Genomic DNA, 26,513 nt, shown 5'->3' with positions numbered 1-26,513 from the left:
GGGTCTGCTTACGCAACTAGTGGATATGGCCGAATCCGAACGTGCGTCCCCCGATGCGGACGATTTGGAAGGACTCCTGCCCGAGCACAGTCTCCTCTCTCTCGACGAGTATCTGGACATGCAGCGAGCGATCGGGAACGAAACCCGCTTTCGGATTCTCCATTTCCTGACTGAAAAGGGAGCCCACAGCGCGAAAGAACTCGAACAGGGACTCGACCTCCCGTCGAACACGCTCCACTACCATCTTGACGCACTCATCGATGTTGGGCTCGTCGAGAATCGAAAACGGAAGCAGCCCGACACCGAAGGCCTCTATTCGTACTACCAGGCCACCTCGCTCGGTGAAGGGATTCTCGAACACGGCGTCCGCGAACTGATGCGCGAGGAGTGGGACCTCCTCGACGCCTATAGCGACTAACAGGAGCGTGTATTTCCGTCCCAGAAGGCGCTCACTCGGAATCTTTTCGTGGTATCATCACACGCCAGCTTTCCAGTGCCGTTCGTTGAGGATGCTTACGTGGTGGCGTGATCGAAGTAACGATGATGAGGGCGAATCCGCTGTCGGCGTTCGGGTGGCATTTTAGGTATCGGTAGTGAATATCGAGGTATGACCGCGTCAGACTCGTCGAATGGGGCGGAGTCCTCTGACGATGATTCGAAGGAAACTCGTTCGATTGATTTTTCGTCGTATAATCTCCCGACAGATCTCACCGCCTTTCAGGTCCACCTCCTCTGGCTGATCTACCGACTCGGGCCAGCAGAGGGGGTGGACCTCCAAGACGCACTCGAGGAACTCTACCCGGAAGACATCAATCACGGGCGGCTGTATCCAAGTCTCGATCGAATGGTTGACTCTATGTTGGTCAACAAGCAGACGAAGGAAAGCGACAATCGGCGGAAAGAGTACACGCTTACGGGCCGGGGTGAGTGGGTTGTCGAGGAGTATTGCGACTTCATTGATGAAATGGTCGGGCTGGACAATACCTGAAATCGGTCAACGACGAGGTAAATGCGGAATCATGTGGAGTCGTGAATTGGCTCCGGGATTCCAACCGGGGTAAACCGGACGTCGGCGGCGCCACAGGCTGCACAATCGTCGACGAATGCACAGACCTGCAGCGAGGTTTCCATCTCCTGAATGGCCCCGCACACATTGCATTCGTACGATGTGACGAACTGGAACGCGGCGGAGTCCTCATCGTTATCGGAGCGATTGCGACTTGATGTACCAGTCGGCGCTTGTGGGTAATCGCTCATCGGCGTCGACGACCCCTCCGGATTAGTATTATCTCCTCCAGTCGGGGAGTGCCATGCATCGTTGGGAAGTGCGTTATACACCTGAGCCGGGTCCGTGTGACCGTCATCGACTGGATCACGTTCAACTGGACCCACGGCGGCGTCGGTGTCGTGGCTGGCGAGGTCGTCGCTCTCATCCACTTCGCTCTGTGTATCGGGAGACGCAGACGAGTTCGTCGGTGGGAAGTTCGTCGGCGTCACGGCGATCTCGAGGTATTCGGACCGACCATGGAGCTGACCGTCGATGCCAGCCGCGAGTTCCGCGAGCGATTCAGCAACTGCAGTTTCAGTGGTCTCGCACCGACTCGTATCGAGGAGCCAGTCACGAAGGGCGGTTGCGGTGTTGAGGTCGACTCTGAACGAAGGGTCTGTTGCCATTGGCTACGCTGCCTCCACGCAACTGGGGGAACAGAAACCCACCAAGATCTAGGCCTCGTTTAGAGAGGGTCATAGAACGATTCACAAGGAATTCATTCCATACTGATATTCGATGAATGGGCTGGTGAGTAGGGGTGCGTACCGATGTGTGTCAGCTATGTCTGGATTGATGGATTATTTGCTCCGTGTGCAGGATACAGAGCGCAAATACAACGCCTTGGCTGATGACGAACCCTATGTTGTCATAGACGTAGTTATCGGAGGGGACATTGTACAGAAGAGATTCAATGCAGTAGGAGGGTGCCAAGTCCTCTACAATCGCATTAGAGCATATTGTAGAATCACCACAGTGGATTTAAATGTGAACGCAGAGGTGGTCATCACAGGGCTGTGATCGTCTCATGGATTTGAATCGGCTTCGTCGCTCCATTACCCGTATCTCACAGCGGATTTCTAACGCAACGGATGTATCTTCCTATCAATATGGTCGTCTCCTCTTTGGGACAGCAGTTGGAACAGTCCTCGCCTCACTGATCATTGCTGTTGCTATCGGAACCGGGAATTCGATCCCTGTCTTTTCGATGCTGTCCCGAACACCAACAAGCAACTTCTTCGGGTCCTCACTCAACCTCATTTTGAGTATTATCAGCCTCGTCTTCCTTGTCGTGATCTTCCTTGTCCAGAACGCGACCCAGGAGTACTCATCCCGATTGTCCAGCGTGATTCTGCGTGACCGATACTTTCTAGCGACAATCGGCTTCATTCTGGTCGGCTCCATCTACAGCATCTCGGGAAGCTACTTCGACGCCGGAGCACCCTTCACGCTTATCGGCTATGCCTTCTCAATTGCGACAATACTCCTTGTCGGTGCATTAATCGCTTTCACCGGGTACTTCCTCAACATCGCCAACATTATCGAGTACATCACGAAGCAGATTGAGAACGAAATCAGCGCTGACAAAATCTATCGACCGAATCCATTCGGCGTCCCGTTACAGGATGACGAGTACATCAGGCACCTCACCAGCCGCACCCAGCTCATCGTCAGTACCTGTATCAAGGCCATTGAACAGAACCAGCAACCAGTCGTGGATACCTGCCTCGATTCTCTCACCCGTATCACCGACCAGTTCCTGGACCAAACAACAGAACAAGACGTCAACGAAGACTTCCTCCAAGAGCTCAACGATCAATTCCAATTCATCGGCTCCGCAGCCTTCGAAGAATACACACGGCAGAAATACTCAGAAAGCGTGGTTGAAGCCATCGGCGAAATCGGCGTCAACATAACGAAAACTCGCGAGCTCGGCGCACAGGCAGGATCGTGGGCATCGCTGCTGGGCGATCTCTTCACGGATTCGCTCGAATTCGACCGGACGAATGCTGCCGGACTCAGCATTCAAAAGCTAGGAGACATGAGCTTGTCAGCCATCAAGCAGGGTGACTTTGATACTGTCCGTCTCTGTATGGGCGAGTTTGAAGATATCTCGACGCTCTGTGCCGCAGGCAACCATCCCTATCTTGCGAATCTCATGCAGTCGCTGCATGGCCAATATCAGAAGATGTATGCAGCCTATCTACACGCACTTCTGTCAGAGGGCCATACCTCTGAATACGACCGCTCCCAGTTACTGGAAGAATTTGCAGACAGTTTCAACGAAGGCAAATCGACCTACGGCTTCTACAATGACCAAGTCCTCTTTGCTGGCCCCTTTGGACTGAAACCGTTCGCAGGCAAGGTTGCAGCACCCCTTCTGGAACACCAAGACCCCGACCCCCGAACACAGCAATACCTCAAAGAGGACCTGGAAGCACTCGTCAACTTCCTCCACGAAATCAGCTTGACAAACACGGAAGCCAATCAACCAGATCTCTACAAAGGATACACACAGCTCCTCTTCACCTTTCAGCAAGCAGCACCACTGGAACCAGATGACAAAACCGATCTCGTCACACAGCTTAATGACACATGGCTGCAGCTCGTCACAGAGAACTACAGCACCGCGATTGAGAACGAGGAAAACGTCGATCACAATCTGAACGAACGGATGAGCGACGTCACCGCGCTACTTATCTACTTTCACAGAGACGACCCCGGGGACATTGCGGAACTCATAGAACCCTACGCAGAGGTGTACCGTGAACTCGCGGACACCTACGATGATACAGATACCTTCACAGAACGTAATTTAAAGAATCTCTATAAGCAATTCAAATTAGCGGGTGCATGGATCAACCGCTTCCATGACCCAGAATCAGTCACACCCCGGCTCTGGGATGTCCTCGTTGACGAGTTCTACGAGATTCCCGAAACCCAGAGCCGCATTCCCCGGCCCTTGATGCCACGATATGGGTACCCCACCGATGCAAACTCCACAAGCCGCGACGGCTGGTGGCTCTATCCAGATGCTCTTTGGAGCTACACCGGGTTCCAAGATGAGATCGCAGACACGCTGAATGGTGAGGATAGCAGCAACTACGCGGCGTTCCACGAGCGACTCCAAGAGGCGCAGGAAGCTCGGTAGTCAAGGCTCCGAATATTGAAGAATGATGGCGACGCCGTTGTTATTAATCAACAAAAATGCGAGTGCTGCTGGATACCAAGGTCTGGATTGATCTCAAAGAGCACGAGAGGTTTTTCGAGGACTTCCACCGTCTCTACGATGACCAGGATCTGGAAATCGTCTTCAGTCACGGCAACTTTTTAGATCTGGTACGGCGCGATCACCAAGATGAATTGGCCCCCATCATCGACGAGTTCACCGATGAATATCTTGGCCCCTTTAATCACGACCTCGTTGGTGAATACCGCCGTTCGGACCAACCGCTTGTGCTTGCCACTATCGATAAAACGTGGTACCAGTACTGCCTGCACGCCACACAGGGGATGAACAGCGTTGAAACGCTGCAAGCATTATTCAGGGATGCACACTTCGATGCTGAACCGGCATCTTCTGTCATGACGGAATTCATCAATGGAACGCGCCGGTTAGAAACCCTGGACCCAGAGGGCCGCATGGAAATCCCGGATGACGTGCCGCAGAGTGTCGCACTCAAGAAAATCGGAATCTTCGCTGAATACGCGAAACAGCAGTCAGATGGCATGGCGATACTTGATGACGCCGATATACCTCTCAAGCGATATATATTTGGAATGTCGATGATTTACATCTCCGAAACCCACCACGAACCCGAACCTGGCGATTACCGGGACGCGGTAATTTGGTCACAAGCTATTAGCTGCGAATGTGACGTCCTCTGGACCGAAACCCGATGGAAATACGAACACCCTGTCATCAACCAAGTCCTCAACAGATTAGAGCGAAAGCCGCTAGAAACCGTCAAGGATTCTGACGAGTTCAAGGAACTCTTCCAGTAATCTTCTAAGCCAGCGTGTGGAGCTACCTTCGATCATACCTTTCGGACGTCAGTTCAATTGCTAGGTCCATGGTTTTCCCGCCGTAGGTAGATTCGTTTGTATATGCGTCCTGTATTTTGCATACTTCTATTATCAGTTAATAAGTAATTAATAGAATCCTTCGTTACGTCGGTCCCCTGTACTTACCGCTCGTCGGACGGCCCGTCGGGGTGTGTGAACTGTTCTATCTGTACTTCCGAGGTTTAGCTTCGGCAGTTAATTTTCGGTCAGAGAACGCCTCTGTGGAGGTATGACGAACAAAGCGACACGTAGCCAAGCCGAAGGACTACAGTTTCTCAGTGACTACCGGACAGCATTCACAACTCGGGCAGATGGATCGACGTGGCCGAAGAACGAACGGACATGGCTGAACGCAGGCCGGTACTTCCGGGGCCTCCTGCGCCCCGGAAGTCCCAACACCATCACCGACATCGCCAAGAAAATGCACACCGATCAGGAACGGCTCGAACGGTTTGTCCGTGAGAGTCCATGGGAACACGAACACGTCGAGGCTGAGCTTCGGGAACGCGTTCCCGAAGCGATTCAAGGCCACGAAGCTGCGCTGATCGTCGATGGCATGGGCATCCCGAAGACCGGACAGGACAGTGTCGGCGTCGCTCGTCAGTGGTGTGGGGTGACTGGCAAACTTGATAACTGCCAAGTGACGGTCAACTGCACGCTCGCCAGACCTGGCGAGCGGCAGAATGCTGATCAACTTACCTGGCCACTAGGGATGCGGTTGTTCCTGTCCGAAAAGTGGACTGACGACGACGAAGCAGACTACGAGAACCAGCACGAACGGGAACGCTACGCCCAACTGCGGAAAGACACAGCTGTCCCTGCTGACATTGAACACCAGTCTAAACCCGAGCTAGCCCTGGAACTCATTGAACAGGTAGTTTCAACCGAGATCGAACACGGCTGTGTCGTTTCTGACAGATTCTTCGGTGAAGCCCGGAGTTTCAGACGGAAACTCCGGGCGATTTCTGAGCCATACGTCTTGGAAGTCTCGCCAACGGAGTTCCGGGTTGTGCCTGAGGACACCGACCTTATCCAGCCAGACGCACATCCCAATCGGAAGCACGCTGCTCATCCTGAAGACGTGATGTCGGAGACGCCAGCGGAAGTCGCCGAGGCACTCGGCGACGACGCCTGGACTGAGATCACGTGGAATGAAGGAACCAAAGAACTCCTCTCCGGTGAGTTCTATCGAACACGAGTTCGAGAGGTGAAACGACGGGATACTGGGTGGGTGAGCGATGAAACAGGCTGGTTGCTCCTGAAGAACGAGCAAAGCAATGACGAAGACGGAGAAAACAAGGAACTCAGAGCATGGATGTGCTGGGGCGTTGATGAAGCATCTCTGGAGGAATTAGTGTCCTGGGCACAACTCCGCTGGTGCGTAGAGCAGTTCCACAGAGACATCAAGCAGAACCTCGGCGCTGACGAGTATCAGGGGCGAACCTGGAAAGGCGTTCATCACCACCTCGCGGTGGTGATGTTAGCCCATGCATTCGTGGTACGGCGGCGGCTTGAGACCGGTGCAAATCACTCGGACTTCTCGTCATTTGAGGACGTGATCGGCCAGATCGTTCGAGAATCAGCGATTCAAGGGCTGATGGAAGACAAGGGGTGTGATCGAGACCGAGCAGAGGAGTTAGCGGAGTATATGCTTCAGAGCTACTCCCCGTGGTAGCTACCCCCTCGACGAGAGCGCCTGCCGCTGGAGCGGCAGCGCTCTCTTGGTTCCTCTCTCCCGCCAAAATTCCACGATAGCATGTCCACGTACACGCGTGGGCGCGACCACACTCTGATCCGTTCTCAGATACCACTCCCAGTCACCACTGATTTCGCAGTTCCTTCTCTCTCAATCAGCTCAACCTGTAGAATCTGGGCGCTCACCGTACACTGTGGCGTTAAACCTCGGAAGTACAGCTATGACACTCTCCTCGTTTTAGTCTAATCTAAGCTGAGATACAGCGTTCATTCAGGTGTTGTCAATGAGGTTGTGGCTGCCGGCTGACCGGAGGGAAGCCAGCAGCGGAGGGTGGGGAGGTGGGGTGTTACCGGGCGGTGGTCACGAGAAAAAGAGGGGTTCGAGAGCCCGTTACCGCAGTCGGATGCGGCCGCGTTCGAGGACTGCGCTCGGATCATCGCTTCCGTGCCTGTCCTCGTAGGCGTCGTGCAGCGTCTGCGAGTATCGGCTCACTCGACTTTTCGAGGTATCGACGACGGTGCTCGCCGCCTCAGCCACCTGCGCCTGAGTCACGACCTTTCCGTCAGTGAGCCGATCCGCCGCGTAGACGGCCGCCGCCCCCATCGTCAGGCGCGATGTCCCCGGCCCAACCGGCTCGTCGTCGGCGATCTCCAGGAGGTGATCACCGAGTTCCCGCAACTCCAGACACGTCTGAACGTCGAGGGCATCGTCGAGCGCAATGAGCACATCGTCGATGACCCCCTCTCGTGCTGGGGGAACGTCCAAGCCGAGCTCACACCGCAGCTTCCGCGCTGCCGCGCTCACTCGCTCGTACGGGGACTTCGTGTACTGCACGACCTCGTCACACGACCGGGGGAAGCCGGCTTGGTTCGCTGCGAGCAGCACCGCCCCGCCAGCGAGCGCCTCCCAGGACATCCGCCCACCGGGAAGGCGCGCGTCGGCCGCTTGCTTCAGGAACAACCCCGCGTCCTCGGCCACGAACCCAGGAAGTGCTAGATTCCCGGTGATCGACTCGATGTCACGGAAGCCCTCGTTGAGCCGAATCGCGCGCTTGTCCTCGACCTGGAAGCGCTTATGCCGTTGACGCAGCCGCTCGTATTTGTCCATCTGCTCGCTCGACAGTGAGTTTCCGTATCCGTCACTGCCGAGGAAGAACGTCGTATGAAGCCCCTTGTCGACCCGCAACGGGTTGATCGACTCACAGCTCCACTCCGAGGGACCGCTCCCGTCGGAGGGCCCGTGCACGCCTCGCGTCGGTCGGTGATCGACGTGCTCCGCTGAAACGATGAGGCCACAGTCCGCACAGAACGACTCATTATCGGCAGTGATCACCCGGCCATCGCACTCGACGCACGTCGACGCCTGGGCTGGCTCGTCCTCGATGACCGACTCCTCGGACGCCTCGCTGTTCTCGGATGCCTGTTCGACCGAAGATTCATACCGCACAAAGCTCGTATTTGACATTGGAGTTCCAACTCCTGAAGGCGCTCACGCGCCCGACACCGCGATGCTCCACCATCGCGGGTTTCTCGGCGACCACGACCGACAGACTCGTCTGCGCGCTCTCGCTCGCGCCTTCGCGAGCGCCCTGTGGGCGCGAGCGAGAGCGCGCCATAGGGAGGCCACCCAACCAGCACCGCGCGCCGACCCGCCCGGAGCGAGCGTCCAGCTTTAAGCCGTTTCTCGTGTCCGGCCCGGACTGCGGGTCCGTGTCCAGGGCGACGGTCGTGAGCACGGCGAGTCGTGGTGTGACTCGCCGCGCGGAACGGCCCAAAGCGCTGGAACGCGAAAGCCCGCGAGGGGCGCAACCGAAAACGCGCTTAATGCTGGCGTCGAGACCAGATTCACTTTAGCCCGGAACGTGGTCGAGTGACGGAGGAACGAGACCGCGACAGCCCGGAATGGTCGGTCGCGAGCGAAGCGGAGGGCAGCAGCGGCGAGCGGGGCGGGCCGTGTCGAACCACCTGTTCAACCGGGCTCGACGCTCAGTGACCCAGCAGATGCCCTGGTGGACTCAGAAAGGGCGAGACCGTCTCGGCCGTCCCCCGACCCCGCTAGCACCGAGTGAAACGAGGAGCGCAGCGTGGGTCGCGGGATGCCGAGCGGCCGAGGGCTTTCGCTGGTCGTACGCGTCGCGGTATCGGTTGAAGACTTGAATACCAGTACGGATGGCGAGACCGACTTAACCAACAATTGCCGGGAGAGAATGGCGACGTTGGTTAATATTTCAGTCGGCCGACCGTATCACGCTCGCCTCCATCGTTTCCCGTGCTTTCACAGAAGAGAACGGCACTGGGTGTCCGGGTATACTTGTACAGAGGGGTGGTATCGACTGCTATGGCGGGCGAGGACGAGCCGGTGCAACATTGCACGTTGACCGAGTCAGTGGATCTTCTCGAAGCGCTTGCGACCGCTGAGATCGAACATCTCGATGTCGATGAACATCGAACTATCGTGATCTATCGGCAATCGATTCTCATGGTCATCGCCACAGAGGGGCAGGCAACGGCTACACGAGAGTTCGACGTCGAATTCTGGAAGGAGTCACCCGAAGACCCGGCTCAGAATCCTGAACAGATCCTCGCCGCGTTTATCGATGAACTGGTCGCGGTCACGGACACACCTCGCCACTGAGGCCGCTGTCAAGCCGATTAGTACGATCGTCTGGCGGTCGACCCACTTTCAGCTGCTCCGCTCGAGGTTTACAAACACCGATAAAGCCGGATTGCAATACATCGCCTCTTGAGGCTGGATTCGCCCCTGTACCGCCGACAGCTGTTCACGCCCACCTGCGAAGACGTCCAAGACTGGAGAGCGTCTTCTGGTAGACCCAGTAGGCGAACGCGCCCATGAAGAGCGCGCTGTACAGGCTCATGAGATAGAACGAGGACTGGGCTTCAGTGAAGGAGTTAAGTAGAGCGACGGCGCTGCGGCTGCCAGCAGAAAACGCAGTGAAGAGTGGTTCAGTGCCACCGGTCACAAAGAAGACACCGTAGCCCAAGACGGCAAGCACGAGGCTACAGAGGAGGGCAGCCGAAAGGATGCCCAGAAAGAGAAGGAACCGTCCAGTATCGGTGGCTGCATCGCGGAGCATGGATACTGCGCGGGCTTGGATCCGGGTGAGTTGCATATTCCGCCGTTTCGTACGCAAGTAGAAATACTCTGGGTCGCTGGTTTAGCACACGGTCTACGCGGCTGCTGATAGGGGATTACTACGGGGATGCGTCCAGCACGGTGGTTACGACAGAGTACTGTGAAAACGGGATTGAGCCATCAAATCGTGACTGTGGGTATCATACCCTAGCTACAGTTAATACAGCTGCCACGCTGACCTGTAAGTGACGTCCGACACGAAATCCGAAGTTGGAGAATTCCGCACGATGATGAACACGCACCTCAAACCGCGGCTTGCTCGTTCTCGCTTAGCCGCGGCTCGCGTGTTCAGCGACTATCTACAAGATCAGCGTGCGGAGAGCCCGGACAAGAATCGCTGGACGTGCGTCGCCGTCGAACACAAGAGTGCGACGCGCTCCGGCGATCTCCGGACACTCTCACCCGCATAACTCGGCTCCCACGCGGACTACCCGTCCGGGGCTGGGGAACACGGGATTGTCGCCTGCCTTCATCCAGGAGCCCCTCTGCTTCCCAGCGCCAAGCGAGTGGACTGGATGAGGCTCGCGGCAGTTTGGTCTGCGTTCGTCCCTGACAATAGGACGGACGGGCGGCTCTGTGCGCGCTGACCGCACTACGAGTCGCTAGTACGCATTCCCGCAGCGTTAGCTGCGGCTACGTCGAGCCCCGGAGTCTCCGCTGGCGAGGGACGCCGGACTTTGAATCCGGAGGTCACCGGTTCGATTCCGGCCGGGGCGACTGCATGCCGACGTGTTGTAATTCGGCGATCATACGGTCCTGTCACGGCCGTGATCCGGGTTCGAATCCCGGCGTCGGCGTGGACGCGTGGCGTGGCCACGTGGGGATACTCATCGAGGTAGGCACACGCCGCCGGCGCGATCATCAGGTCGTTCCGGCGGTGACGGGTCCAGCAGGGTCTGCAACCTACATGGTCCGGTGTGGTATTCCCGGGATTCCCCGAAGTACGCCCCCGTGATGAGACGTGCAATCGCGACTGCTTGGTCGCGGTTGCGCAGTCGGAATCAGTTGTACAGATAGATAATCAACTGCCGAACGCTCGGCAGTCCATGTGAGCCGATAGTCCAGCGGACGACGATCTGTGCCTTGGGTGTACAGGACCGAGGTTCGAATCCTCGTCGGCTCAGTGTGCCGTGTCTGGGGAACGGTGACCCCACTGGCCTGCTACGCCAGCCCCGGCAACGGGTTCCCGGTTCGACTCCGGGACACGGCGTGGTGAGACACGCGGATAGGCGACCGCGCTCGGTTTGAAACCGAGAGCCGAGAGGCTTCGGAGTTCGACTCTCCGTCTCACCGCGTGGCGGGGTTTCCCTAGCTTGGCCAAGGGACCGCGTTGGAAGCGCGGCGTCCGCGAGGCACGAGTGTTCAAATCACTCTCCCGCCGTGACAGGGGATGTGGTCCAATGGTACGACGCCTGCCTCCAGAGCAGGAGATGGCTGTTCGAATCAGTCCGTCCCCACTCCGCGGTAGCCAACGGCGGCGGGCGTACGACCCCGCGCCGTAGGGATTCACGAGACTGAATCCCGCTCGCGGAATTGACTGTGCCGCCATGCCAGAGTGGTCAAACGGACACGGTCGAGGGCCGTGTGGTTAGTCCTTCCCAGGTTCGAATTCTGGTGGTGGCATGCCGGTTACTGTACCGGCAGACGATGCTCTGCATTCTGTGTCGCCGTACCCAAGTGGTCAACGGGAAGCGGCTCAGACCCGCTGGCGTAGGTCCTTCCGAGGTTCGAATCCTCGCGGCGACACTCCTCCCCGTGGTCTAGCGGCGACGACACCTCTCTGTAGAAGAGGAGACGCACGTTCGAGTCGTGCCGGGGAGACTGCGGGACGGTGGAAGAGCCAGGCATTCACACTCTTGCCGAGTTTTCACCGGAGACCCGGTGCGACGGTGAGAGTTCCTTCGTCTCACCTTTAAAGAGAACACGCAGGTTCGAATCCTGCCCGTCCCACTGGCCGATGACCCTTCGCGGGCGAGGCCACCCCTGCTCCAGTGGAGTAGCGGCCAAACTCACGGCCCTCTCACGGCCGAGCCCCCGGTTCGAATCCGGGCTGGAGCATGTGGGCCCGGAGCCTATGAGGACAGGCGAGCGGCTTTTAACCGCAGGATAGCGGGTTCGAATCCCGTCGGGCCCTCTCGGTGCCTGGGAGACCCCCTAGGTGGGGGTGCCGGGCTGTTACCCCGGTTGCGGGAGGTTCGAGTCCTTCCCCAGGCGCTCGGACCCACTGTTCCATGCAGTCATGCTCCTGGAGTCCCCGTTGGCGAGGGACGCCAGCCTTTCAAGCTGGAGGTCGGGGGTTCGATTCCCCTCGGGAGCACTCGGGACTGGCAGTGGACAGCGGCGATTCTGCGTTGTACTGTCAAGGTAGCGACGCAGATCGGTGACGCATCTACTGTCAGTTCCCAACAGTGGGTGGTCGGCGAGACGGTGCGTTTCTTCGCCCGCAAGGCCCACACCGGGAGTCATAGCCCGTCGCGCCGTCAGTTTCTCGACCACCCGTGGCGACCGTCGATTCGGAGCGTTGCTTCGCCAGGAACTCGCAGGTTCAAATCCTGTCGGTGGCCACCAGACCATCGAGAACATCCCGGACAAAGAGAGCACGTGGGTGCTCTCGACACCGGATCCCGCTCCGACAGTGTTCCGGTCGCCGTCACTCATTCCGTGGCCGTCGAGGTGGAGCCATACTTCGCCTCAGGAGCCGGAAGTCCGGGTTCGAATCCCGGCGGTGGAATCCGTTCGTCCACCGTAGTGTAATCTGGCTGCACGCTGTCCAGGCTCCAGCAGTTTTCCGGCCACGTCTGTGTCCCCGTAGCTCAGCCAGGACAGAGCACCGGCCTCCGAAGCCGGGTGTCGCACGTTCGAATCGTGCCGGGGACGTTCGCTGCTCGCACCACGGGTGAGCAGCACCGGTATCGGAGTCGCCTGTTGCGGCTCCGAGTGATAGTATGGAATTCAACAAGCCAAAGCAAACGGTCGCGGAGGCGACGCGAACCACCAACTACGAAGGTGGGGAGGCGTTCGAGCCTGCCGACCCTCGACTCGCACTGTACAAGCGCACGATCAACCAGCTGCTAGAGGGCTCGTTCTACGAGACCGATGACGAGCAACTCGCTGCTGTCGTTCGACAGTTCGACGCGGCGGCAGATGAGGACCCGGAGTTCGTCCTGAAGCTCGCCGCGTACGCGCGCCAGGAACTCTACCTGCGGGACATCCCACAGGTCCTGCTCGTGCTGGCAGCCAACGACGACCGGTTCAAGGACGATTCCCCCGAGTCACTCATCCGCGAGTGGGCACCGGCGATCATCCAGCGGATGGACGAGACGGCGACCGTGCTCGCGATCCACGACCAGCTGTTCGGCGGGACTGCCCCGTGGCCGCTTCGACGCGGCATCGAAGACGCGCTCGTCTCGATGGCGGACGCCTACACCCTGGGCAAGTACGAGCTGTCGCGGCGCGAGGTGACGCTGCACGACGTGTTCAATCGCGTCCACCCGAAGCCGGTCGACGCCGATCAGGAGGTGCTGTTCGAGCGGTTCATGCGCGGCGACCTTGACGACTATCCCGACGTCGAACCACTGCCGTCGCCGAACACGTGGGAGACGGTTATCTCCGAGCGCGGCAACACCCAAGACGCCTGGGAACTGCTCATCGAGGACGACGAGTACACGCTGCCCATCTTCGCGTCGATCCGGAACCTCCGGAACATGCTCGAAGCCGGCGTTCCGGAGGACACTGTCGTGAATCACCTCGACTTGGAGGCAGTCCGACACGCGCCGCTGTATCCATTCCGGTACTACCAGGCGTACACCGCGCTCCAGACTGCTGACGTCCAGGCACCAGCAGTTGAGCGGTGGCTGGAGAACGCAATCGACTTCGCTGTCGAGACGGTGCCTGACGGACTTGGAGACACGTTCGTCGCCGTGGACCTCTCAGGGTCGATGGACATGGCGCTGTCTCGGAGCAGCACGCTCCGCCTGAAGGAAATCGGTGCGTTGTTCGGTGCGATCCTGGCCGAGCAGGGTGCGCGGGTCGGTGGGTTCGGTGACGACTTCCAGACCGTTCCGATGCACGTGGACACGCCAGTACTGCAACGCCAAGAAGCGGTCCTGGGTATCGACGAGGACGTCGGGAATTCGACGAACGGCTGGAAGGCATTAGAGTACCTTCGCGACCGAGGCGACCCCGTCGAGCGAATCGTGGTCTTCACTGACATGCAGATCTGGGACAGCACGCTGTTCATGGCGCGCGATACCCAGACGGTCAAGGCGGCATTCGACGCCTATCGGGACGAGGTCACGCCGGACACCGCGCTGTACCTGGTCGACCTCGCGGCCTACGGCGATCTCGTAACCCCGGAGGGGTACGAGAACGTCTACAACATCTCCGGCTGGTCGGAGAACGTGCTCTCGTTCATCGAATACGCCGAGAACCCGATGCAGGTCATCGATGAGATTGGCGCATTCGAGCCTGCATAGCGTTGCCCTCTCATCTTTCTTCGTCGAGTGCGAGTAGTGTAGCTCGGTATCACGCGGTCGTGCCACGACCGAAACGGGCGTTCGAATCGTCCCTCGCACACTCGGAGCGCAGCTCGTGGATCAGACAGCCCGTGCGACGCTCCTTGAGAGAGGTGACATCATGGCAACCACCAGTGACAACGACCCCGAATCGATTACGACCGCTGTCGTCACAATCCGCATACCATGTGGAACGAACAGCGACCTGGTTACCGATGCCACGGAGCGCCTCTTGCGGGCCGAAGGTGTCGCTGACGTCACGGTTGACGAGTTGCAGGGTATCGAGCCGCAGCTTTCGGCAACGATCATCACGGTCGGTGTCACCCTTCACTGGACTACAAGGATAACCGATACCGAGGTGAGGGCACGGCTGGCCGATGTCCCTGGTCTCGAATCGATCGGACTGTGACATCTCTATAGAAATTAGCGGCTTTGTGCACACCATCGACCACAACAAGGGCGTTGGCGGTGGGCAGTGGAATGAGCACGAGTTTAGCGACGACGTTGACCCTGAGAAGGTGAAAGACGCATTCGAGGATCGCAACCTCGAATGGCGGAATATCGATGTTCGCGGAATCGAAGAGTAACTCAGGCAAACCGCTGTGGGGGGACCAATAGTGGATCATTCTGAACATCGCACTATAGAGGTCGATATTAGTACGATCTTCCTTAACCAACGGGACTGTTGAACAACAGCTTTTGTTGGTTAACTGGGTAGAGAGGGACCGAATCGATACGGAACAAATCGATAGGGGCGAGGGTGCTGCAGCGGTCTAGCTCTCTCGGCACCGATAACAAGTCGATAGGGGTGCGTCTCTAGGGTTTGGTGGTCTCTCACAACAAATCGATTGAGGTGTGTCTCTTCCGGATCCAGAATTCTGGATGACCAGCGCTAATGAAAACCTGGAATAAGCAAGCGTCTGGCGCTCATGCTACCAAATCATGCTGATACGGTGTGATATTTCTCTATATCAACGGTTCCACGCCAAGTCCTTCCGATTGCATCATGCAGACTCCCATCTCACGAAGTAACTCTCGAAGCAAATAGTGGGTGAAATTTGCACTTCAGAGACCGTGAAGCTTGATTTCGATTTCTTAGCGTCTCTTCTTGGCCATCCAAGCGTTTATACGCTGGAAGAGTCAAAACTAGGTTGACCAATGAGTCTTGATGAGGCGGTTGACGAAGCGCTCGCGACGTACAATATGTCGCGCAGCGAAGAGGCCGAGGAAACGGGCCGAACAGTCGCCACGCTCCAAGACTAACAGAGCCGCTTAGTCGAGGTTCCGAATCTTTTCAGCGAACTCTGCTTTCGATAGCCCCGGCGTTTCCTTCAGCTCCGGATAGCCTGCGCGTTCGACGGCCTCCTCGACGAACTCGATCCAGAGGTCTTCGTGCTGCTCCGCGTAGACGATCTTCGCCTCACTCGGGTACATATCCAGCTCGTATGCAGTCAGGTCGATTTCGACTGCGTGTTTCCGCTCAAGCGTTCTCGCGCCGAAGCGGTACAGATGCTTGAAGAGGACGTTCTTCCGTCGAACGGTCAGCAGCCGCTTCGACTCGTTGATGTACTCGTTCACCCACTCCCGCCAGTCGTACGATTCTGGATCGATTTCGACGGACGTTTCCGGCATCGAGAAGTCCGGGTTCAGACGTCGGAGGTAGAACTGGACCAGTGCGACAGCAGTCCGGTGGTTGGCGTTCGGAAGTGCGTGTTTCAGAATCAGGTTCGAGGCAAGCCGACCTGCAACGGCTGTTGCTGAGCCCTCCCAGGACGTCCGATCAAGCACGTCCGGTAGCGCGTCGACGTCAATCTTCTTGTATGCCTCGACAGGGACGCCTTCTTCTTCTTCGTTCTGAGCGATGAGGGCGCGGTAGATCTCGAGCAGCCGGACGACGATGGTGCTGTTGTCGTCGCTCATCTTTGCGAGTGACGCTTTGAGATCGAAGTCGATCTCACGAACGGGGCCACCACCGACGCGAGACATGTAGACGACGTAGAACGTTTCATCGATATCGTAGGACTGGACCTTCACCGCGACGTCGTTGTCGTAGCCGACGATCTGCGAGACGACTTCGGCAGGGTCCGGATGCACGAAGTCAAGAGAGAACTGCTTGTCACCGGGATGGTGGTAGTAGACGTGGCCCATCTGCGTACGTAGTACTACTTGTCGGTGCTTATTAACCCAGTTTGTTGGGCAGGAGATTAATGATAATCCGGCTTTGTTGAAACCCTCTTGCCGTCTTGCGGTTTGCTGAGAAGTTCGTTTCGCATCGGATACGCGAAAACCGGTCGGGAGAGTCGCTCTCCCCACTGTCAGTTCTGAAGGATTTCAACAGAGCCAAATTAGCGTAAATCCTCGTACTTTCTAGCGTGGCAGAGAATGGATGTGTTGAGGCGACCGTGACCAATAGCGAACAGCGAGAACCGCGGACAGTAGACTGTGGAGGTCGCCTACCAAGACTCATTTCTACTTTCACTCCTGATTGCTAATATTCTTGTTTCCGTGGAGAAATGTGGCCCCATGAACAAACGCCTAGGAGGGGAATAGATGGTCAGGACAGTCTTTTTCAGCTTTCATTTCAAACGAGACGCGTGGCGAGCAGGACAGGTACGAAATAGCTGGCTTACCCAGCCAGACCGCAAGTCTGCGGGATTCATTGAGGGGAGCGATTGGGAGGAGATTGAGCGGCAAGGTAACGCTGCAATCCGACGGTGGATAGACAACCAACTGAAAGGGACGTCAGTAACGGCAGTACTCATCGGGAAAGAGACATCGGAACGACGGTGGGTGAACTACGAAATTGTAGAGAGCGTCAAGAAAGGGAACGGAATCGTCGGTATCTACATCGACAACATCAAGGGCAAGAATGGACTCCGAGACACGCGAGGAATTAATCCACTAACTCAGCACCAGTTTTCCGACACAGGACGGCGGTACTCGGACGCCTACTACACCTACGACTGGGTGCTGGACAGAGGCTACGACAACTTCGGCGACTGGGTAGAGGAGGCTGCTAACATTGCCGGACGATGACGAACCGATCCCCCGCGAGCACATGTACCAGGAGTTCGAGATGATTCAGAACATCATCGACCGGCAGGCATCGAACTCCTTCAAAATCAAGGGATGGACCGTCACGTTGGTCGTCGTGGCGCTGCTCTTCCGAACCAGCAACTTCCAACTATTCGGAGCCGTGCTCCCACTTATCGGATTCTGGGGTCTCGACGCGTACTACCTCCGGCAGGAGTGCAAATACCGAGAACTCTACAACTGGGTCCGTCAGGCACGACCAGAGTCGGACGAACACCTGTTCGACCTCGATGCATCCCGGTTCGAAAACGACATAGACGGGTTTATCCCGATGATGTTTTCAACGACACTTGTTCTCTTCTACGGTGTGATTGCATTGCTCCTCATCGGATTCAGTGTCGTGACGATCTATACGAACGGAGGTGCTGCTCTTGGCTAGACGAGTTTTCTTCAGTTACCACTTCCAGCGCGACGTCTGGAGGGCAAACCAGGTCCGGAATAGTTGGGTCACTCACCCGGACCGTGAAGCCGCCGGGTTCTTCGACGCAGCCGAACAGGAAGAGGTGAAGCTGAAGACGAAGAAGGCGATTCGGAGATGGATTGACCGACAACTCCAGCATACATCCGTCACAGCCATCCTCATCGGTGAAAAGACCGCCGAACGGGAGTTCGTCCAGTACGAGATAGAGAAGAGCATCGAGCGTGGGAACGCGCTTCTCGGTATCCGTATCGATTCTCTAAAGAACAGACAAGGTAAGCGTGGGTCTTGGGGCGAAAATCCGTTGGACCACTACTACATCGATACCAGGTCTGGTGAGGTCGCTCTATCGAGAATCTTCCCGACGTATCAGTGGAAGGAGGACAATGGGAAGCAGAACATGTCCGAGTGGGTTGAGGAGGCTATCGAGAGTATCTCGGAGATTCCAGCCGGCAAACGGGATACGCTAGACCATAAGCCGGATAAAAAGGGGCTTGGAGAGCAGCTGGTGGAGAGTGGACTGGTTATTGGCGGGATTTTGTTACTGGGTAAAGCAGCGCAGGAAGTCGGTGATGCACTTCGCCGAAACCAGTTCCGGTGAGACAGCTTCAAATGACCACACGTGGTGAGCAATTTAGAAAATCGTTAGAGAATATCTCCGATGACGGGTGGATCTTCTCTGCCTCTATCATCCTCATTCTAATCGCCTTCGTAGTTTCAGGGTTCAGCTACTACTTCATTGACCAAGCGATGACGCTCTTCTTCTACGCAGTCCTCGTGCGAATATGGACCCAGATGGGATCGGGTATCCCCATGTCGAGCCAGCGGGACACGGCTCACGTCGAGTTCATGGTGAACGCCATCGGTGCAGTGGTGATTGGGTACTCGCTGGAGTGGTTCGTATCGAGTATAACTGGTGACATGGTTGCTGCCCAATCACTGGCCCTCGCTGCAGTCGTCAGCCGACTCTACATCAATATGAGGAACAGCAATGCTACCTCACTCAAGGACATTATCCGATACAACCAGACCGTCGACCGGTATCTCGTTCTCACTCCTTGTGCGGTTGCGTTCTTCGCTCCAGTGTTCGTCTACCAGCTCGATCTCTACTCGATAACCTTCGAGACGCGAGAGATGTTCTTCGGTCTGGTCGTTGCCAGTATTGGCATCGGACTGGCGTTATATATGTACGAGAAGGACTGACTGCTACAATCGCTTCTGGTTGGACTCATTCCTCAGATACGGGACTGTAGGCTAGCACCTCTGGGTCAATTAACCGTACAACATCCTCGTAGAACTTCACCGCGGTGTCGCTGTGTCGGCCTCGGCTGGGTGGTGATCAATATCGCGGTCTCGGTCGCGCTGTCACTCAGATTGCAGACTTTGGCTCGGAACAGTTCGATAACCCCGTCACCCCCTATCGGGGTGAATGACGCTCCATTGAGGTCACACCGTTACTTGGAATGACTTCCGAATAATCGCCTCCATACAGATGGTACCTCTGAATCAACCTCGTTCTCACTCGTAGTAGTGGATTGCTCCTCCTGGGTATGTTCCGCCTCTCGGTCACGGGCGGCCAGCTCAGCGTTGAGTCGTTTGATCTCTGCTTCGAGGGTACCAATCCGCTCGGTTTTCTGTTCGAGCGTCGCCTCGAGTTCGTCGACGCGTTCAGTCAATAACCGATTTTTCTCAGTCAGGTACGTACGACTCCGACCTGATTCGTCACGGGTGGCATCGACAGATGACTCGGCTGTATTGGTGGACGTATGTGTGGACTCGTTGCCGGCGTCCGGGTCGTAGAACTCCGACGTGTTCGCAATCGCTCGCTCGATTGTCTTTTCGCCGTACGTCGATCCATCGGCGTAATGGACATCATCCCACTTCTCGCGATGGAGTCCCGATTGGCGGAATAGCCGCTCTATCCGCATCCGATCGCCGCCAGTCCAGAACGCCAGGAGATAACACAGCGCCATGTCGGCCTCCGAATGGCTGTCGTATCCGGTGGTATCCCCCGACCAGAGACGTTCGAATTTCTTTCCGTTCGAGGCGTTCCGCGCTTTCTGTAAGAGTTCCTCGTCTTCGAGATCGACATCGACTGCCGGTTCAGACGCGTCCTCGGCCACAGGATCGAGACGGTCTGCCTCGGACGTTTTGTCTGACTCGGTTTCCTGGATGTACTCGCGATGAATTGCCTTGAGGGCATCCTGCCGACGAGCAACGCGTCTGGGAGTGACGTCGACGTGGTCGCCGGTGACGGTGAAGAACCGGGCCGTGTCGTACAGCTCGACGCTCCCCCGTCGATTCCGGCCGTCAGGAAGGTCACCGGTGACCAGCACATGGTAGCCGGTTCCGGACGGCGAAATCTCCGTGTAGGAATCAAGCCGTTCGATAATATCCCGTGCGGTGTCGTCGACGTCGCCGGTCTCTGGGTCGCGGCAGTCGTCGAGGTCGACGCCGACGATTGGGTCGTCGTCGGTAAAGACGAACCCGACGCCGTCGGCATTCCCAGCTGCGACGTCGCCGCGTGCTGCGTCGAACGCAGTCCACGTGTCCGGGTCGGTGGCCGATGCGAACGATTTCTTCTCGGGTGTCACCGGAACCTTCGTCTGTTTGCCATCCCGTTCTTCGGCTCGCCAGCACACCCACTGGTCGCGCTGCCGGAGCGCTGCTGGAATCGCATCGATGTCTATTGAGCATTTGGCAGTCATTCGTTCCACCCCTGCCAGCGGTCCGCAATCGGCGTTCCCAAAATGATATACTCATTCTGATATGATGGGTAGTACCCCGGTCGCTGCAGCCAGCCCCTAGGCCCCCCTGTCTTTCGAGACCTCAGTTCAGTCTTTACTAGTTGGTTGTGACGAGGCGTCTGGTTGGACAGGCACGCCGTACCGCGGTTCTGGATGGACACCCATCGTTGGTCAAATGCGCTGGTTGGACACTCTGGCTGGACACTGGCGGGGAGGCCAGCATTCGTGGCCCGAGCGGGGCACGAATCCGAGGTTGGACACGCTCGCTTCTGCTGCCCGTCGGCACTGGAAACTCGGGGGTCGAACTGTGTCATGAATCTGGTTGGTTGTCTGAGTCGAGGAGCATCTTGCTGTCTGGCGTCAGGGTGATTCCCGTGTAGAATTGGACTCGGTCCCCATCCTGGCGCGCACGTTCGGTCTCGAAGTCGACGACCTTCCCCAGCTTCCGGGTGAACCACCCTTTGTCAGTCGTCCCGTCGAGGTCATGCTGGGCGAGCCAGTGAGAGTACGACTCAAAGAGACGGTCTTCCGAGACCATCGCGTCCGGGGCTTCCCGAACGTACATGGCGGCGAACGCTTCGACGGCATTGCTATGCGCGTCGAGGTCCACCGACGGATCGGCAGCCACCGGGGGAGGTGTTTCAGCACCGAGACGACCGTCGCCCGCAGCCGAGTCCACAACGGGGACGTCTCCACCTGTCTTGGACGCCGGCCAGAGTGATCCATCATCGAGGCAGTCCGACAGGGCGTATGTGCGACCGCTCTGGTAGACCAACGGTTGTCCGTCTGCAGGGACAACTACGACGACGAAGGCGTCCCGGGCCACCGTTCCGTCCGGCAGTTCGTCATCGGGGATGAATGGACGCTTCACCGGGACCCACGCATCCTGGAACTCCGCTTTCGAGTCGTAGTAGTGGGTTTCACCTGGCTCGTACACTGTATACTTCCCAGTCTCTCGGTCGTAGCTGTACGTCGCCGGGAGGGCGTCTTTGGAGAGTTGGCTGCCTGCCGGGATGCGAGCGAATTCTGTCTCACCGTCCGAGAGGACGTACTCGTCATCATCGTGCATCCAGACCGTTCGGTTCGAGTCCCCTTCCCGTGGCCGAACAGCCGTTACACCCCCACGGGTCGTCGCGCCGCCACCGAACGTCAGGCGCTCATCGCAGGTGTAGAATCGCTCGGTACCGTCGGCCATCTCTCGAATGGGTGGCGAACAAATGTTCTCGACCCGGGCCGCCGTCTGGGCTGTCGTATCTCCTGGCCGGACGGCGAAGATCGGCGTTCGACCTGCCTCGCGAGCCCGTGTGAGGTTCCGGAGAACCTTCACGGGCCGGTCGGGTGTCGTCGTTTCGGCTTCGATGGTGAACGTGGTCTCGAACGCGGGGTGAGTCGCCGTTGCGTCCGGCTGTGCACTCCCATCCTGCTCAAGAATGCTGACGCTGAACCCGCGTTCGGTGAGGGCACGTTCGGTGTCGGTGAGTAAGGCGTCGTGTTCCGCCCCACCAGCTGCCCGGACAGTCCCCGTCTCGGGCCGGATTGCATCCTCGCCGTCCTCAGACAGCCGCGCCACGACGATGTCGGCCTCCACGTCCAGGTCGACCTCGATCAACCGGGAGGTGTCACGGACGTCCAGCAGGTCGACGGGGTCGACCTCGATGTCGAGATGGGCCCTGTCGTCACGATCGAGACGCTGCAGTAGTTCGTCGTCGACAGCGGTGGTTTCCACCCAGCCGTTTTCCTCGCGGACACCCTCCCGGAGCTGGACTGCACGGATGGCTTCCGCCATCGTCTCGGCCAGCACCTTCTCTGGATTAGCGGCGTCGTTCGAGTCGCTGTAGAGGAGGTTCTGTAGAATCTCTGCATCGGTCAAGGGATCAGTCCCGTACCGAGCGAGACTCTGTTCGATAATGTCGTCGACGGCATCGGCCGATCGGAGCGGTGGATAGGGTGGGAACGAACGAATCAGGACGGGATCGGAGTATTGGCCTCCACCCAGTGGGAGCTTCGTCCAGGCCTGGTACTGATCAGTCGAGATGAGGTCCTCGGCCGTATAGCCCTGAAACCGTTTCATCAGAAGTCGTGCGTCCTCGACGTCGTTTACTGAGAAGGAGAGAAGAGTGTCGCAGTTATTCTGCATCGACTTGAGGGTGTCTTTGTCGAACTGCGACGGGTACTGGGACGCCAGAGTGACCGAGAGGCGCATCGACCGGGCACGGGCGAGCATCGATTCGATGTCGAGGTTCTCGCTCGCAATGTCGTCGAACTCATCACAGAGGACGAAGTACGGGTCGGGCTCGGCATCCTGTCCATAGGATCGGTGCTGGATGGCGCTCCAGAGGTTCCGCATCACGCCTAGCGTGACCATCTTCTTGATGTCCGTATTCTCGACGGGCGTCGAGACGATGACAATCCGGTCGTTGGCGACGATGTCGCGGAAGTCGATCGTGCTCTCGCGGTGGGCGATGATTCGCCGAATGACTGCGTTCTCGACCCACGACTTGATGCGCTTGAGTAGCGGCCGCACTGTCTCGTCGTCCATCTGGGCGATTTCGAGACAGAACTCACGCACGTAGGGGTCGTCGACGTCGAGAGCGAACTCTTCGCGGCGCTCGGCGTTCAACAGCGTGAAGTACATGTCGATCACCGAGAACGGCCGGTCGGACTGCATCATGGCGCGCGCCATCGACTCGGTAATCGACTCCATGTTCACGCCCCAGTACTCGTCCGTGTCGAAGATCGCTTTCAGGTTCTCGATGCGATTCTCGATCTCGTTCTCACGCTCTGTCGTGGTATCGCAGTCGGGGAGTTCGAGGAAGTTGAGTCCGACCGTGCGGTCATGTTCGACCGATCCGGGTTCGATCCAGACGACGTCATCGAGGCGGTGCTCGGGGAGCATCCGGAGGAGTTCACGGGAGTCACGGGCCTTCGGGTCGACGTAGACGAATCCGTAGCCAGCATACGCCCACTGGACCATCATGTTGAGCAACGCAGTGGTCTTGCCGTACCCAGTGGTGCCCGTGATCCAGAGGTGGCGGAAGAGCGATTCGAAGCGGAGGGGAGCCTCGCGGAACCCGCGGTGTGCGTCCTCGTCATAGCCGATCCAGAGGGGAGCCTGAGCGGTCTCGGCACCTGCCTCGAACATGTCCCGAACGTAGGAGCCAGCGACGACGCCCTCAGTCGCTGTGTCGGTGATGATGGGTTTCCCACCGACGGAGGCCGTATCGGTGACTGAGACATCGTACGACTCTCCCAATCGTGAGTGGAGAGATGCATCTGGACCGGAGATCGAATCCGCTTCCATGGATTCGAGTTCGGAGATCGCGGCCTCGCCCTCCGCCTGAGCTGCGTCTGCTGGTTCTGTCTCCGGTTCGGTGGATTCGTCATTTCCGAAGAGCCGTTCAAACACCATCATCGTCTCCCTGCCCGATCTCATCCGCACCGGAGTTTCGACTGGGAACGGATTGCTTGAACGCGCGATTGTCAGTCGATTCCCGTTTGGAACCATGGTCGTCAGCCCGCGTCTGGTCGTCAGATCGAACACCTCCAGCGGCGGATGTCGGTGTGGAGAATGCGGGAACATCAGCGGGGACGCCGACCCCAGCGGCTGTCTGTGACCAGTCCACAGTCGGATTCTCGACAGCCTCGTTGGGAAGATGGACGAGTCCAGCGAGCTCACGTAATGTGAGGGCGTTCATCCGTCCCCACAGCGCACGTTTGAACCAGCTGTTGGGAGTGAGAGCACGCATCGCGGTGGCCTCGAGGACGGCCGGGAGATGGGATGCAGATGCGTATCGAGGGATGAACCCCTGGTTGGTGTGCTCGTGATCAAGTGCGGTGACCGCGTCGGCAACGCGGCTGAGTCGGTGCTCGGCTGTCGAAGCGTTCGGTGCAATGGTCACGACACGGATCGTCGTCGCGAACGCCGGGCGACCCAGTTGAGCCACGATATCGTCGGCGGCCTGGGTGTCGCGTTTCGACTGGAACACTTGGGGGTGTAGATACCCTTCGACGGTACCCTGCCGACGGGCTTTTGCGATGTGAGTAACGTCGCCGCCTCCGACCCGACCGAGCAGCCCTCGCCGTGTCCACGTCTGGGCGACTGGCATAAACACGGTCTGAAGGACGGTCGTCTCGTCGTCACCGCCGATGAGGCGGGAGAGGATCGTTCGGTACGGGTCGTCATCGAGTGGCGGACGAGAGTCGAGATGCTTGATTGGATACGTTGCGTCTTGTCGGAGCTCGAGGTGGCAGCCAGCGACGGACTGCTCCCGGGAGACGTCCGGAAACCCAGTGCCGGTAACCTGCTGTGTGTCACTGTTGGGGTAGTGTGCGTTGACGAGAGCAATCGCGTCCTGCGGATCAGGTGCCCGAAGATAGAACTGGAGCTTCCCATCGGTGAACCAGATTTCAGCCGCGTAGACCGGTGCGTCTCCTCGATGGAGCGACCCGGCGGGAGCGGTATGGAAGCCACGGAGGAATCGCGGTCCTGCTGCAATGCCGTCGGTCTCGGGATAGGGTCGAATACGGATCAGAGACTCACTGTCGGCCGCCTCGTGGACGCGTTCGATGAGGTCTGGTGTGAGATCGGTGCTAGTTGGCCTTGCTGTCGTGGTGGTCGGGAACATTGTCGGAAGGGTCGTTCGTGGTTGGCGTGCTAGTCTCGGCGACGGTCATCGGTGAGAACGGTGAGCATCCATTCGGGGAGGACGTTGAGGACAGCATCGCGGGCCTGGGAGTCGTATGGCAGCCGCAATCCCACGAATGCGAGCGCGACGCTAGCAGGAATCGCAGCGAGAATTCCTGTCGTAGTCGGAGCGACGACGCTGGGGAACGGGATGCCAGCGACGATGGTTAACAGACCGGGCAATAGTCCAACTCGACCAGTAATCATCCACCATCCGCGAGCAGGTCGCCAGATGCCGATAGCGAGGTCGTGACGAATCGCGAGGTCGACATACCAAGCGACACCAGCAGCGCCGAGTAGCCAGACAATTGCCGTGAATAGCTGCGCAAGCGGTGTTGCTGGAAGCAGGCCTGTCGAAAGGGATAGAAGGCCGAGTGCACCGATGCCTGCAGTTACACCTGCAAGAAGGAGAACTACCCACGGACGGCGCTCACGGGAGCAGTACCCGCGCGGATCGTATCGGATGCGCTCGACCGCATGGGTGGTATACCCGACACCGACGAGGCCACCGACAATCCACGGGTGGGCAACAAATGTGGAAGAGACTTCACTGGCAGTCGTGACGACTACGCGAGCCCAAGCCCAGCCGGTAGCGACGGTAGCGCTGAGAGCTCCGACGACGCCGGCTACGGAGGCGACGAGGGCAATGAGTACGACTAGTCCGACGAGACATCCGGCCATACGACGGGCGAAGAGCGACGTCGCGGTCGGATCCGACAGCCAGTACGCAACATAATCACGCCACGTAGGCGGATGGTTGCGCTCACGAACTCGCTTGGCGCAGACGTCGGCCTTCCACGCGTCAGTCGGTCGATTCGCACACGAGTGACAAAGTAGAACTTGGTTCTCGATAGTGTACACGTTCTCGACGATTTCTCGAAGGACGAACGGCTCGCTATCTTTCAGATCACCACCCGTGGGGTGATGGACTGTTTCCTGACAGGCTTCACAGGTGGCGCTTTCCCGTCCAAGTACCTCCTCCATCACCGCTGGAAGATCAAATCCCAGAGGAAGAGGCGGACGGACATCCGCTGTCCGCCGCGTCTCCCGGATGGGCGTGTACTCGTCGGGGTCCATGTGGGGACATGTCGTGCG

The 26,513-nt window shown here is 58.1% G+C and carries 22 protein-coding genes and 13 tRNA genes; 26 read left to right on the top strand and 9 right to left on the bottom strand.

All coding sequences use genetic code 11. From position 1 onward, the window contains the following. The first annotated feature begins 25 nt into the window (after window positions 1-25). Together P1Y20_RS13780 and P1Y20_RS13775 are read left to right on the top strand one after the other, a co-directional pair. Window positions 26-418: an ArsR/SmtB family transcription factor gene (locus P1Y20_RS13780; RefSeq protein WP_304449230.1), complete on the top strand. Its 393-nt coding sequence runs from the start codon at window positions 26-28 to the stop codon at window positions 416-418. A gap of 189 nt (window positions 419-607) precedes the next feature. Beyond that, entirely contained in the window at window positions 608-988 is a 381-nt protein-coding gene (locus P1Y20_RS13775) for a helix-turn-helix transcriptional regulator (RefSeq protein ID WP_304449229.1), read from the top strand. A gap of 29 nt (window positions 989-1,017) precedes the next feature. On the opposite strand, the gene P1Y20_RS13770 is transcribed toward P1Y20_RS13775, so the two are convergent. Together P1Y20_RS13770 and P1Y20_RS18895 are read right to left on the bottom strand one after the other, a co-directional pair. Beyond that, window positions 1,018-1,674 carry a hypothetical protein gene (locus P1Y20_RS13770; protein ID WP_304449228.1) on the bottom strand — a complete coding sequence of 219 codons (657 nt, stop codon included), beginning with the start codon at window positions 1,672-1,674 and terminating at the stop codon, window positions 1,018-1,020. Window positions 1,675-1,825: 151 nt separating this feature from the next. Next, window positions 1,826-1,981 (bottom strand): hypothetical protein, encoded by a 156-nt coding sequence (locus P1Y20_RS18895; protein WP_465261619.1) that lies wholly within the window; start codon window positions 1,979-1,981, stop codon window positions 1,826-1,828. Between the two features lie 94 nt (window positions 1,982-2,075). Between P1Y20_RS18895 and P1Y20_RS13760 the strand changes: the two genes are divergently transcribed. From P1Y20_RS13760 to P1Y20_RS13750, 3 genes are all read left to right on the top strand, one after another. Continuing rightward, window positions 2,076-4,199, top strand: coding sequence for a DUF2254 domain-containing protein (locus P1Y20_RS13760; protein ID WP_304449226.1), 2,124 nt, complete (start codon window positions 2,076-2,078; stop codon window positions 4,197-4,199). A gap of 56 nt (window positions 4,200-4,255) precedes the next feature. Next, the gene (locus P1Y20_RS13755; RefSeq protein ID WP_304449225.1) at window positions 4,256-5,053 is read left to right on the top strand and encodes a hypothetical protein; all 798 of its coding nucleotides are present in this window, start codon (window positions 4,256-4,258) and stop codon (window positions 5,051-5,053) included. Between the two features lie 289 nt (window positions 5,054-5,342). After that, a complete protein-coding gene (locus P1Y20_RS13750) occupies window positions 5,343-6,788 on the top strand; it encodes an IS701 family transposase (RefSeq protein ID WP_304449224.1) in 1,446 nt (481 codons plus the stop codon). A gap of 411 nt (window positions 6,789-7,199) precedes the next feature. On the opposite strand, the gene P1Y20_RS13745 is transcribed toward P1Y20_RS13750, so the two are convergent. Continuing rightward, window positions 7,200-8,273, bottom strand: a complete 1,074-nt coding sequence (locus tag P1Y20_RS13745) for a transcription initiation factor IIB (RefSeq protein WP_304449223.1) — start codon at window positions 8,271-8,273, stop codon at window positions 7,200-7,202. A gap of 873 nt (window positions 8,274-9,146) precedes the next feature. On the opposite strand from P1Y20_RS13745, the gene P1Y20_RS13740 reads away from it, so the two are divergent. Then, window positions 9,147-9,443 carry a hypothetical protein gene (locus tag P1Y20_RS13740; RefSeq protein WP_304449222.1) on the top strand — a complete coding sequence of 99 codons (297 nt, stop codon included), beginning with the start codon at window positions 9,147-9,149 and terminating at the stop codon, window positions 9,441-9,443. A 145-nt stretch (window positions 9,444-9,588) separates the two neighbouring features. On the opposite strand, the gene P1Y20_RS13735 is transcribed toward P1Y20_RS13740, so the two are convergent. Next, window positions 9,589-9,939, bottom strand: a complete 351-nt coding sequence (locus P1Y20_RS13735; RefSeq protein WP_304449221.1) for a hypothetical protein — start codon at window positions 9,937-9,939, stop codon at window positions 9,589-9,591. A 746-nt stretch (window positions 9,940-10,685) separates the two neighbouring features. On the opposite strand from P1Y20_RS13735, the gene P1Y20_RS13730 reads away from it, so the two are divergent. The 16 genes from P1Y20_RS13730 to P1Y20_RS13655 all read left to right on the top strand — a co-directional run bounded on the left by P1Y20_RS13730 (window position 10,686) and on the right by P1Y20_RS13655 (window position 15,063). Continuing rightward, a tRNA-Asp gene (locus tag P1Y20_RS13730) sits at window positions 10,686-10,759 on the top strand. A gap of 253 nt (window positions 10,760-11,012) precedes the next feature. Continuing rightward, window positions 11,013-11,085 (top strand) — tRNA-Pro (locus P1Y20_RS13725). A gap of 173 nt (window positions 11,086-11,258) precedes the next feature. Beyond that, window positions 11,259-11,343: transfer RNA gene (locus P1Y20_RS13720), tRNA-Ser, on the top strand. 5 nt (window positions 11,344-11,348) lie between these two features. Then, window positions 11,349-11,419, top strand: a tRNA-Trp gene (locus tag P1Y20_RS13715). Window positions 11,420-11,503: 84 nt separating this feature from the next. Beyond that, window positions 11,504-11,585 (top strand) — tRNA-Leu (locus P1Y20_RS13710). A 40-nt stretch (window positions 11,586-11,625) separates the two neighbouring features. Further along, window positions 11,626-11,708: transfer RNA gene (locus P1Y20_RS13705), tRNA-Leu, on the top strand. Window positions 11,709-11,787: 79 nt separating this feature from the next. Continuing rightward, window positions 11,788-11,912 (top strand) — tRNA-OTHER (locus tag P1Y20_RS13700). 35 nt (window positions 11,913-11,947) lie between these two features. Continuing rightward, a tRNA-Glu gene (locus P1Y20_RS13695) sits at window positions 11,948-12,020 on the top strand. A gap of 3 nt (window positions 12,021-12,023) precedes the next feature. Beyond that, window positions 12,024-12,096, top strand: a tRNA-Lys gene (locus P1Y20_RS13690). A 6-nt stretch (window positions 12,097-12,102) separates the two neighbouring features. Next, window positions 12,103-12,176: transfer RNA gene (locus P1Y20_RS13685), tRNA-Asn, on the top strand. Between the two features lie 27 nt (window positions 12,177-12,203). Next, window positions 12,204-12,279, top strand: a tRNA-Glu gene (locus tag P1Y20_RS13680). A 485-nt stretch (window positions 12,280-12,764) separates the two neighbouring features. Then, a tRNA-Arg gene (locus tag P1Y20_RS13675) sits at window positions 12,765-12,839 on the top strand. A 68-nt stretch (window positions 12,840-12,907) separates the two neighbouring features. After that, window positions 12,908-14,437 carry a TROVE domain-containing protein gene (locus P1Y20_RS13670; RefSeq protein ID WP_304449220.1) on the top strand — a complete coding sequence of 510 codons (1,530 nt, stop codon included), beginning with the start codon at window positions 12,908-12,910 and terminating at the stop codon, window positions 14,435-14,437. A 27-nt stretch (window positions 14,438-14,464) separates the two neighbouring features. Then, window positions 14,465-14,537, top strand: a tRNA-Gly gene (locus tag P1Y20_RS13665). A 15-nt stretch (window positions 14,538-14,552) separates the two neighbouring features. Beyond that, a complete protein-coding gene (locus P1Y20_RS13660) occupies window positions 14,553-14,885 on the top strand; it encodes a hypothetical protein (protein WP_304449219.1) in 333 nt (110 codons plus the stop codon). A gap of 25 nt (window positions 14,886-14,910) precedes the next feature. Continuing rightward, entirely contained in the window at window positions 14,911-15,063 is a 153-nt protein-coding gene (locus P1Y20_RS13655; protein ID WP_304449218.1) for a hypothetical protein, read from the top strand. Window positions 15,064-15,748: 685 nt separating this feature from the next. On the opposite strand, the gene P1Y20_RS13650 is transcribed toward P1Y20_RS13655, so the two are convergent. Continuing rightward, window positions 15,749-16,624 carry a DUF8172 family protein gene (locus P1Y20_RS13650; protein WP_304449217.1) on the bottom strand — a complete coding sequence of 292 codons (876 nt, stop codon included), beginning with the start codon at window positions 16,622-16,624 and terminating at the stop codon, window positions 15,749-15,751. A 402-nt stretch (window positions 16,625-17,026) separates the two neighbouring features. Between P1Y20_RS13650 and P1Y20_RS13645 the strand changes: the two genes are divergently transcribed. The 4 genes from P1Y20_RS13645 to P1Y20_RS13630 are packed head-to-tail and all read left to right on the top strand — an operon-like array spanning window position 17,027 to window position 19,190. Next, window positions 17,027-17,512, top strand: a complete 486-nt coding sequence (locus P1Y20_RS13645; protein ID WP_304449216.1) for a TIR domain-containing protein — start codon at window positions 17,027-17,029, stop codon at window positions 17,510-17,512. A 22-nt stretch (window positions 17,513-17,534) separates the two neighbouring features. Then, window positions 17,535-17,948: a hypothetical protein gene (locus P1Y20_RS13640; protein WP_304449215.1), complete on the top strand. Its 414-nt coding sequence runs from the start codon at window positions 17,535-17,537 to the stop codon at window positions 17,946-17,948. Continuing rightward, on the top strand, window positions 17,941-18,588 hold the full coding sequence (locus P1Y20_RS13635; protein ID WP_304449214.1) for a TIR domain-containing protein: 648 nt from the start codon (window positions 17,941-17,943) through the stop codon (window positions 18,586-18,588). The genes P1Y20_RS13640 and P1Y20_RS13635 overlap by 8 nt, the downstream gene beginning before the upstream one ends. 11 nt (window positions 18,589-18,599) lie before the next feature. Continuing rightward, entirely contained in the window at window positions 18,600-19,190 is a 591-nt protein-coding gene (locus tag P1Y20_RS13630; RefSeq protein WP_304449213.1) for a hypothetical protein, read from the top strand. 251 nt (window positions 19,191-19,441) lie between these two features. Here the strand turns inward: P1Y20_RS13630 and P1Y20_RS13625 are convergent, their stop codons facing one another. The 4 genes from P1Y20_RS13625 to P1Y20_RS13610 all read right to left on the bottom strand — a co-directional run bounded on the left by P1Y20_RS13625 (window position 19,442) and on the right by P1Y20_RS13610 (window position 26,495). Next, entirely contained in the window at window positions 19,442-20,695 is a 1,254-nt protein-coding gene (locus tag P1Y20_RS13625) for a phage NrS-1 polymerase family protein (RefSeq protein ID WP_304449212.1), read from the bottom strand. A gap of 349 nt (window positions 20,696-21,044) precedes the next feature. Then, window positions 21,045-24,143 (bottom strand): TraM recognition domain-containing protein, encoded by a 3,099-nt coding sequence (locus tag P1Y20_RS13620; protein WP_368662177.1) that lies wholly within the window; start codon window positions 24,141-24,143, stop codon window positions 21,045-21,047. Then, on the bottom strand, window positions 24,133-25,359 hold the full coding sequence (locus P1Y20_RS13615) for a DUF8128 domain-containing protein (RefSeq protein ID WP_304449210.1): 1,227 nt from the start codon (window positions 25,357-25,359) through the stop codon (window positions 24,133-24,135). The genes P1Y20_RS13620 and P1Y20_RS13615 overlap by 11 nt, the downstream gene beginning before the upstream one ends. Before the next feature lie 29 nt (window positions 25,360-25,388). After that, window positions 25,389-26,495, bottom strand: coding sequence for a hypothetical protein (locus tag P1Y20_RS13610; RefSeq protein WP_304449209.1), 1,107 nt, complete (start codon window positions 26,493-26,495; stop codon window positions 25,389-25,391). Window positions 26,496-26,513 lie beyond the last annotated feature (18 nt).

Origin of the sequence: Halomarina ordinaria (assembly GCF_030553305.1) — an archaeon.
Lineage (GTDB): Archaea > Halobacteriota > Halobacteria > Halobacteriales > Haloarculaceae > Halomarina > Halomarina ordinaria.
The sequence above is the reverse complement of the archived record's forward strand: the minus strand, read 5'-3'. Positions and strand labels throughout refer to the sequence as shown.

Bases quoted from the DNA above. Each gene is read 5' to 3' on its own strand.
- P1Y20_RS13735 (WP_304449221.1), bottom strand. From the start codon at position 9,939: ATGCAACTCACCCGGATCCAAGCCCGCGCAGTATCCATGCTCCGCGAT.
- P1Y20_RS13650 (WP_304449217.1), bottom strand. From the start codon at position 16,624: ATGGGCCACGTCTACTACCACCATCCCGGTGACAAGCAGTTCTCTCTT.
- P1Y20_RS13755 (WP_304449225.1), top strand. From the start codon at position 4,256: ATGCGAGTGCTGCTGGATACCAAGGTCTGGATTGATCTCAAAGAGCAC.
- P1Y20_RS13645 (WP_304449216.1), top strand. From the start codon at position 17,027: ATGGTCAGGACAGTCTTTTTCAGCTTTCATTTCAAACGAGACGCGTGG.
- P1Y20_RS13620 (WP_368662177.1), bottom strand. From the start codon at position 24,143: ATGGTGTTTGAACGGCTCTTCGGAAATGACGAATCCACCGAACCGGAG.
- P1Y20_RS13625 (WP_304449212.1), bottom strand. From the start codon at position 20,695: ATGACTGCCAAATGCTCAATAGACATCGATGCGATTCCAGCAGCGCTC.
- P1Y20_RS13760 (WP_304449226.1), top strand. From the start codon at position 2,076: ATGGATTTGAATCGGCTTCGTCGCTCCATTACCCGTATCTCACAGCGG.
- P1Y20_RS13640 (WP_304449215.1), top strand. From the start codon at position 17,535: ATGTACCAGGAGTTCGAGATGATTCAGAACATCATCGACCGGCAGGCA.
- P1Y20_RS13670 (WP_304449220.1), top strand. From the start codon at position 12,908: ATGGAATTCAACAAGCCAAAGCAAACGGTCGCGGAGGCGACGCGAACC.
- P1Y20_RS13780 (WP_304449230.1), top strand. From the start codon at position 26: ATGGCCGAATCCGAACGTGCGTCCCCCGATGCGGACGATTTGGAAGGA.
- P1Y20_RS13615 (WP_304449210.1), bottom strand. From the start codon at position 25,359: ATGTTCCCGACCACCACGACAGCAAGGCCAACTAGCACCGATCTCACA.
- P1Y20_RS13750 (WP_304449224.1), top strand. From the start codon at position 5,343: ATGACGAACAAAGCGACACGTAGCCAAGCCGAAGGACTACAGTTTCTC.
- P1Y20_RS13630 (WP_304449213.1), top strand. From the start codon at position 18,600: ATGACCACACGTGGTGAGCAATTTAGAAAATCGTTAGAGAATATCTCC.
- P1Y20_RS13775 (WP_304449229.1), top strand. From the start codon at position 608: ATGACCGCGTCAGACTCGTCGAATGGGGCGGAGTCCTCTGACGATGAT.
- P1Y20_RS13770 (WP_304449228.1), bottom strand. From the start codon at position 1,674: ATGGCAACAGACCCTTCGTTCAGAGTCGACCTCAACACCGCAACCGCC.
- P1Y20_RS13745 (WP_304449223.1), bottom strand. From the start codon at position 8,273: ATGTCAAATACGAGCTTTGTGCGGTATGAATCTTCGGTCGAACAGGCA.
- P1Y20_RS13610 (WP_304449209.1), bottom strand. From the start codon at position 26,495: ATGGACCCCGACGAGTACACGCCCATCCGGGAGACGCGGCGGACAGCG.
- P1Y20_RS13740 (WP_304449222.1), top strand. From the start codon at position 9,147: ATGGCGGGCGAGGACGAGCCGGTGCAACATTGCACGTTGACCGAGTCA.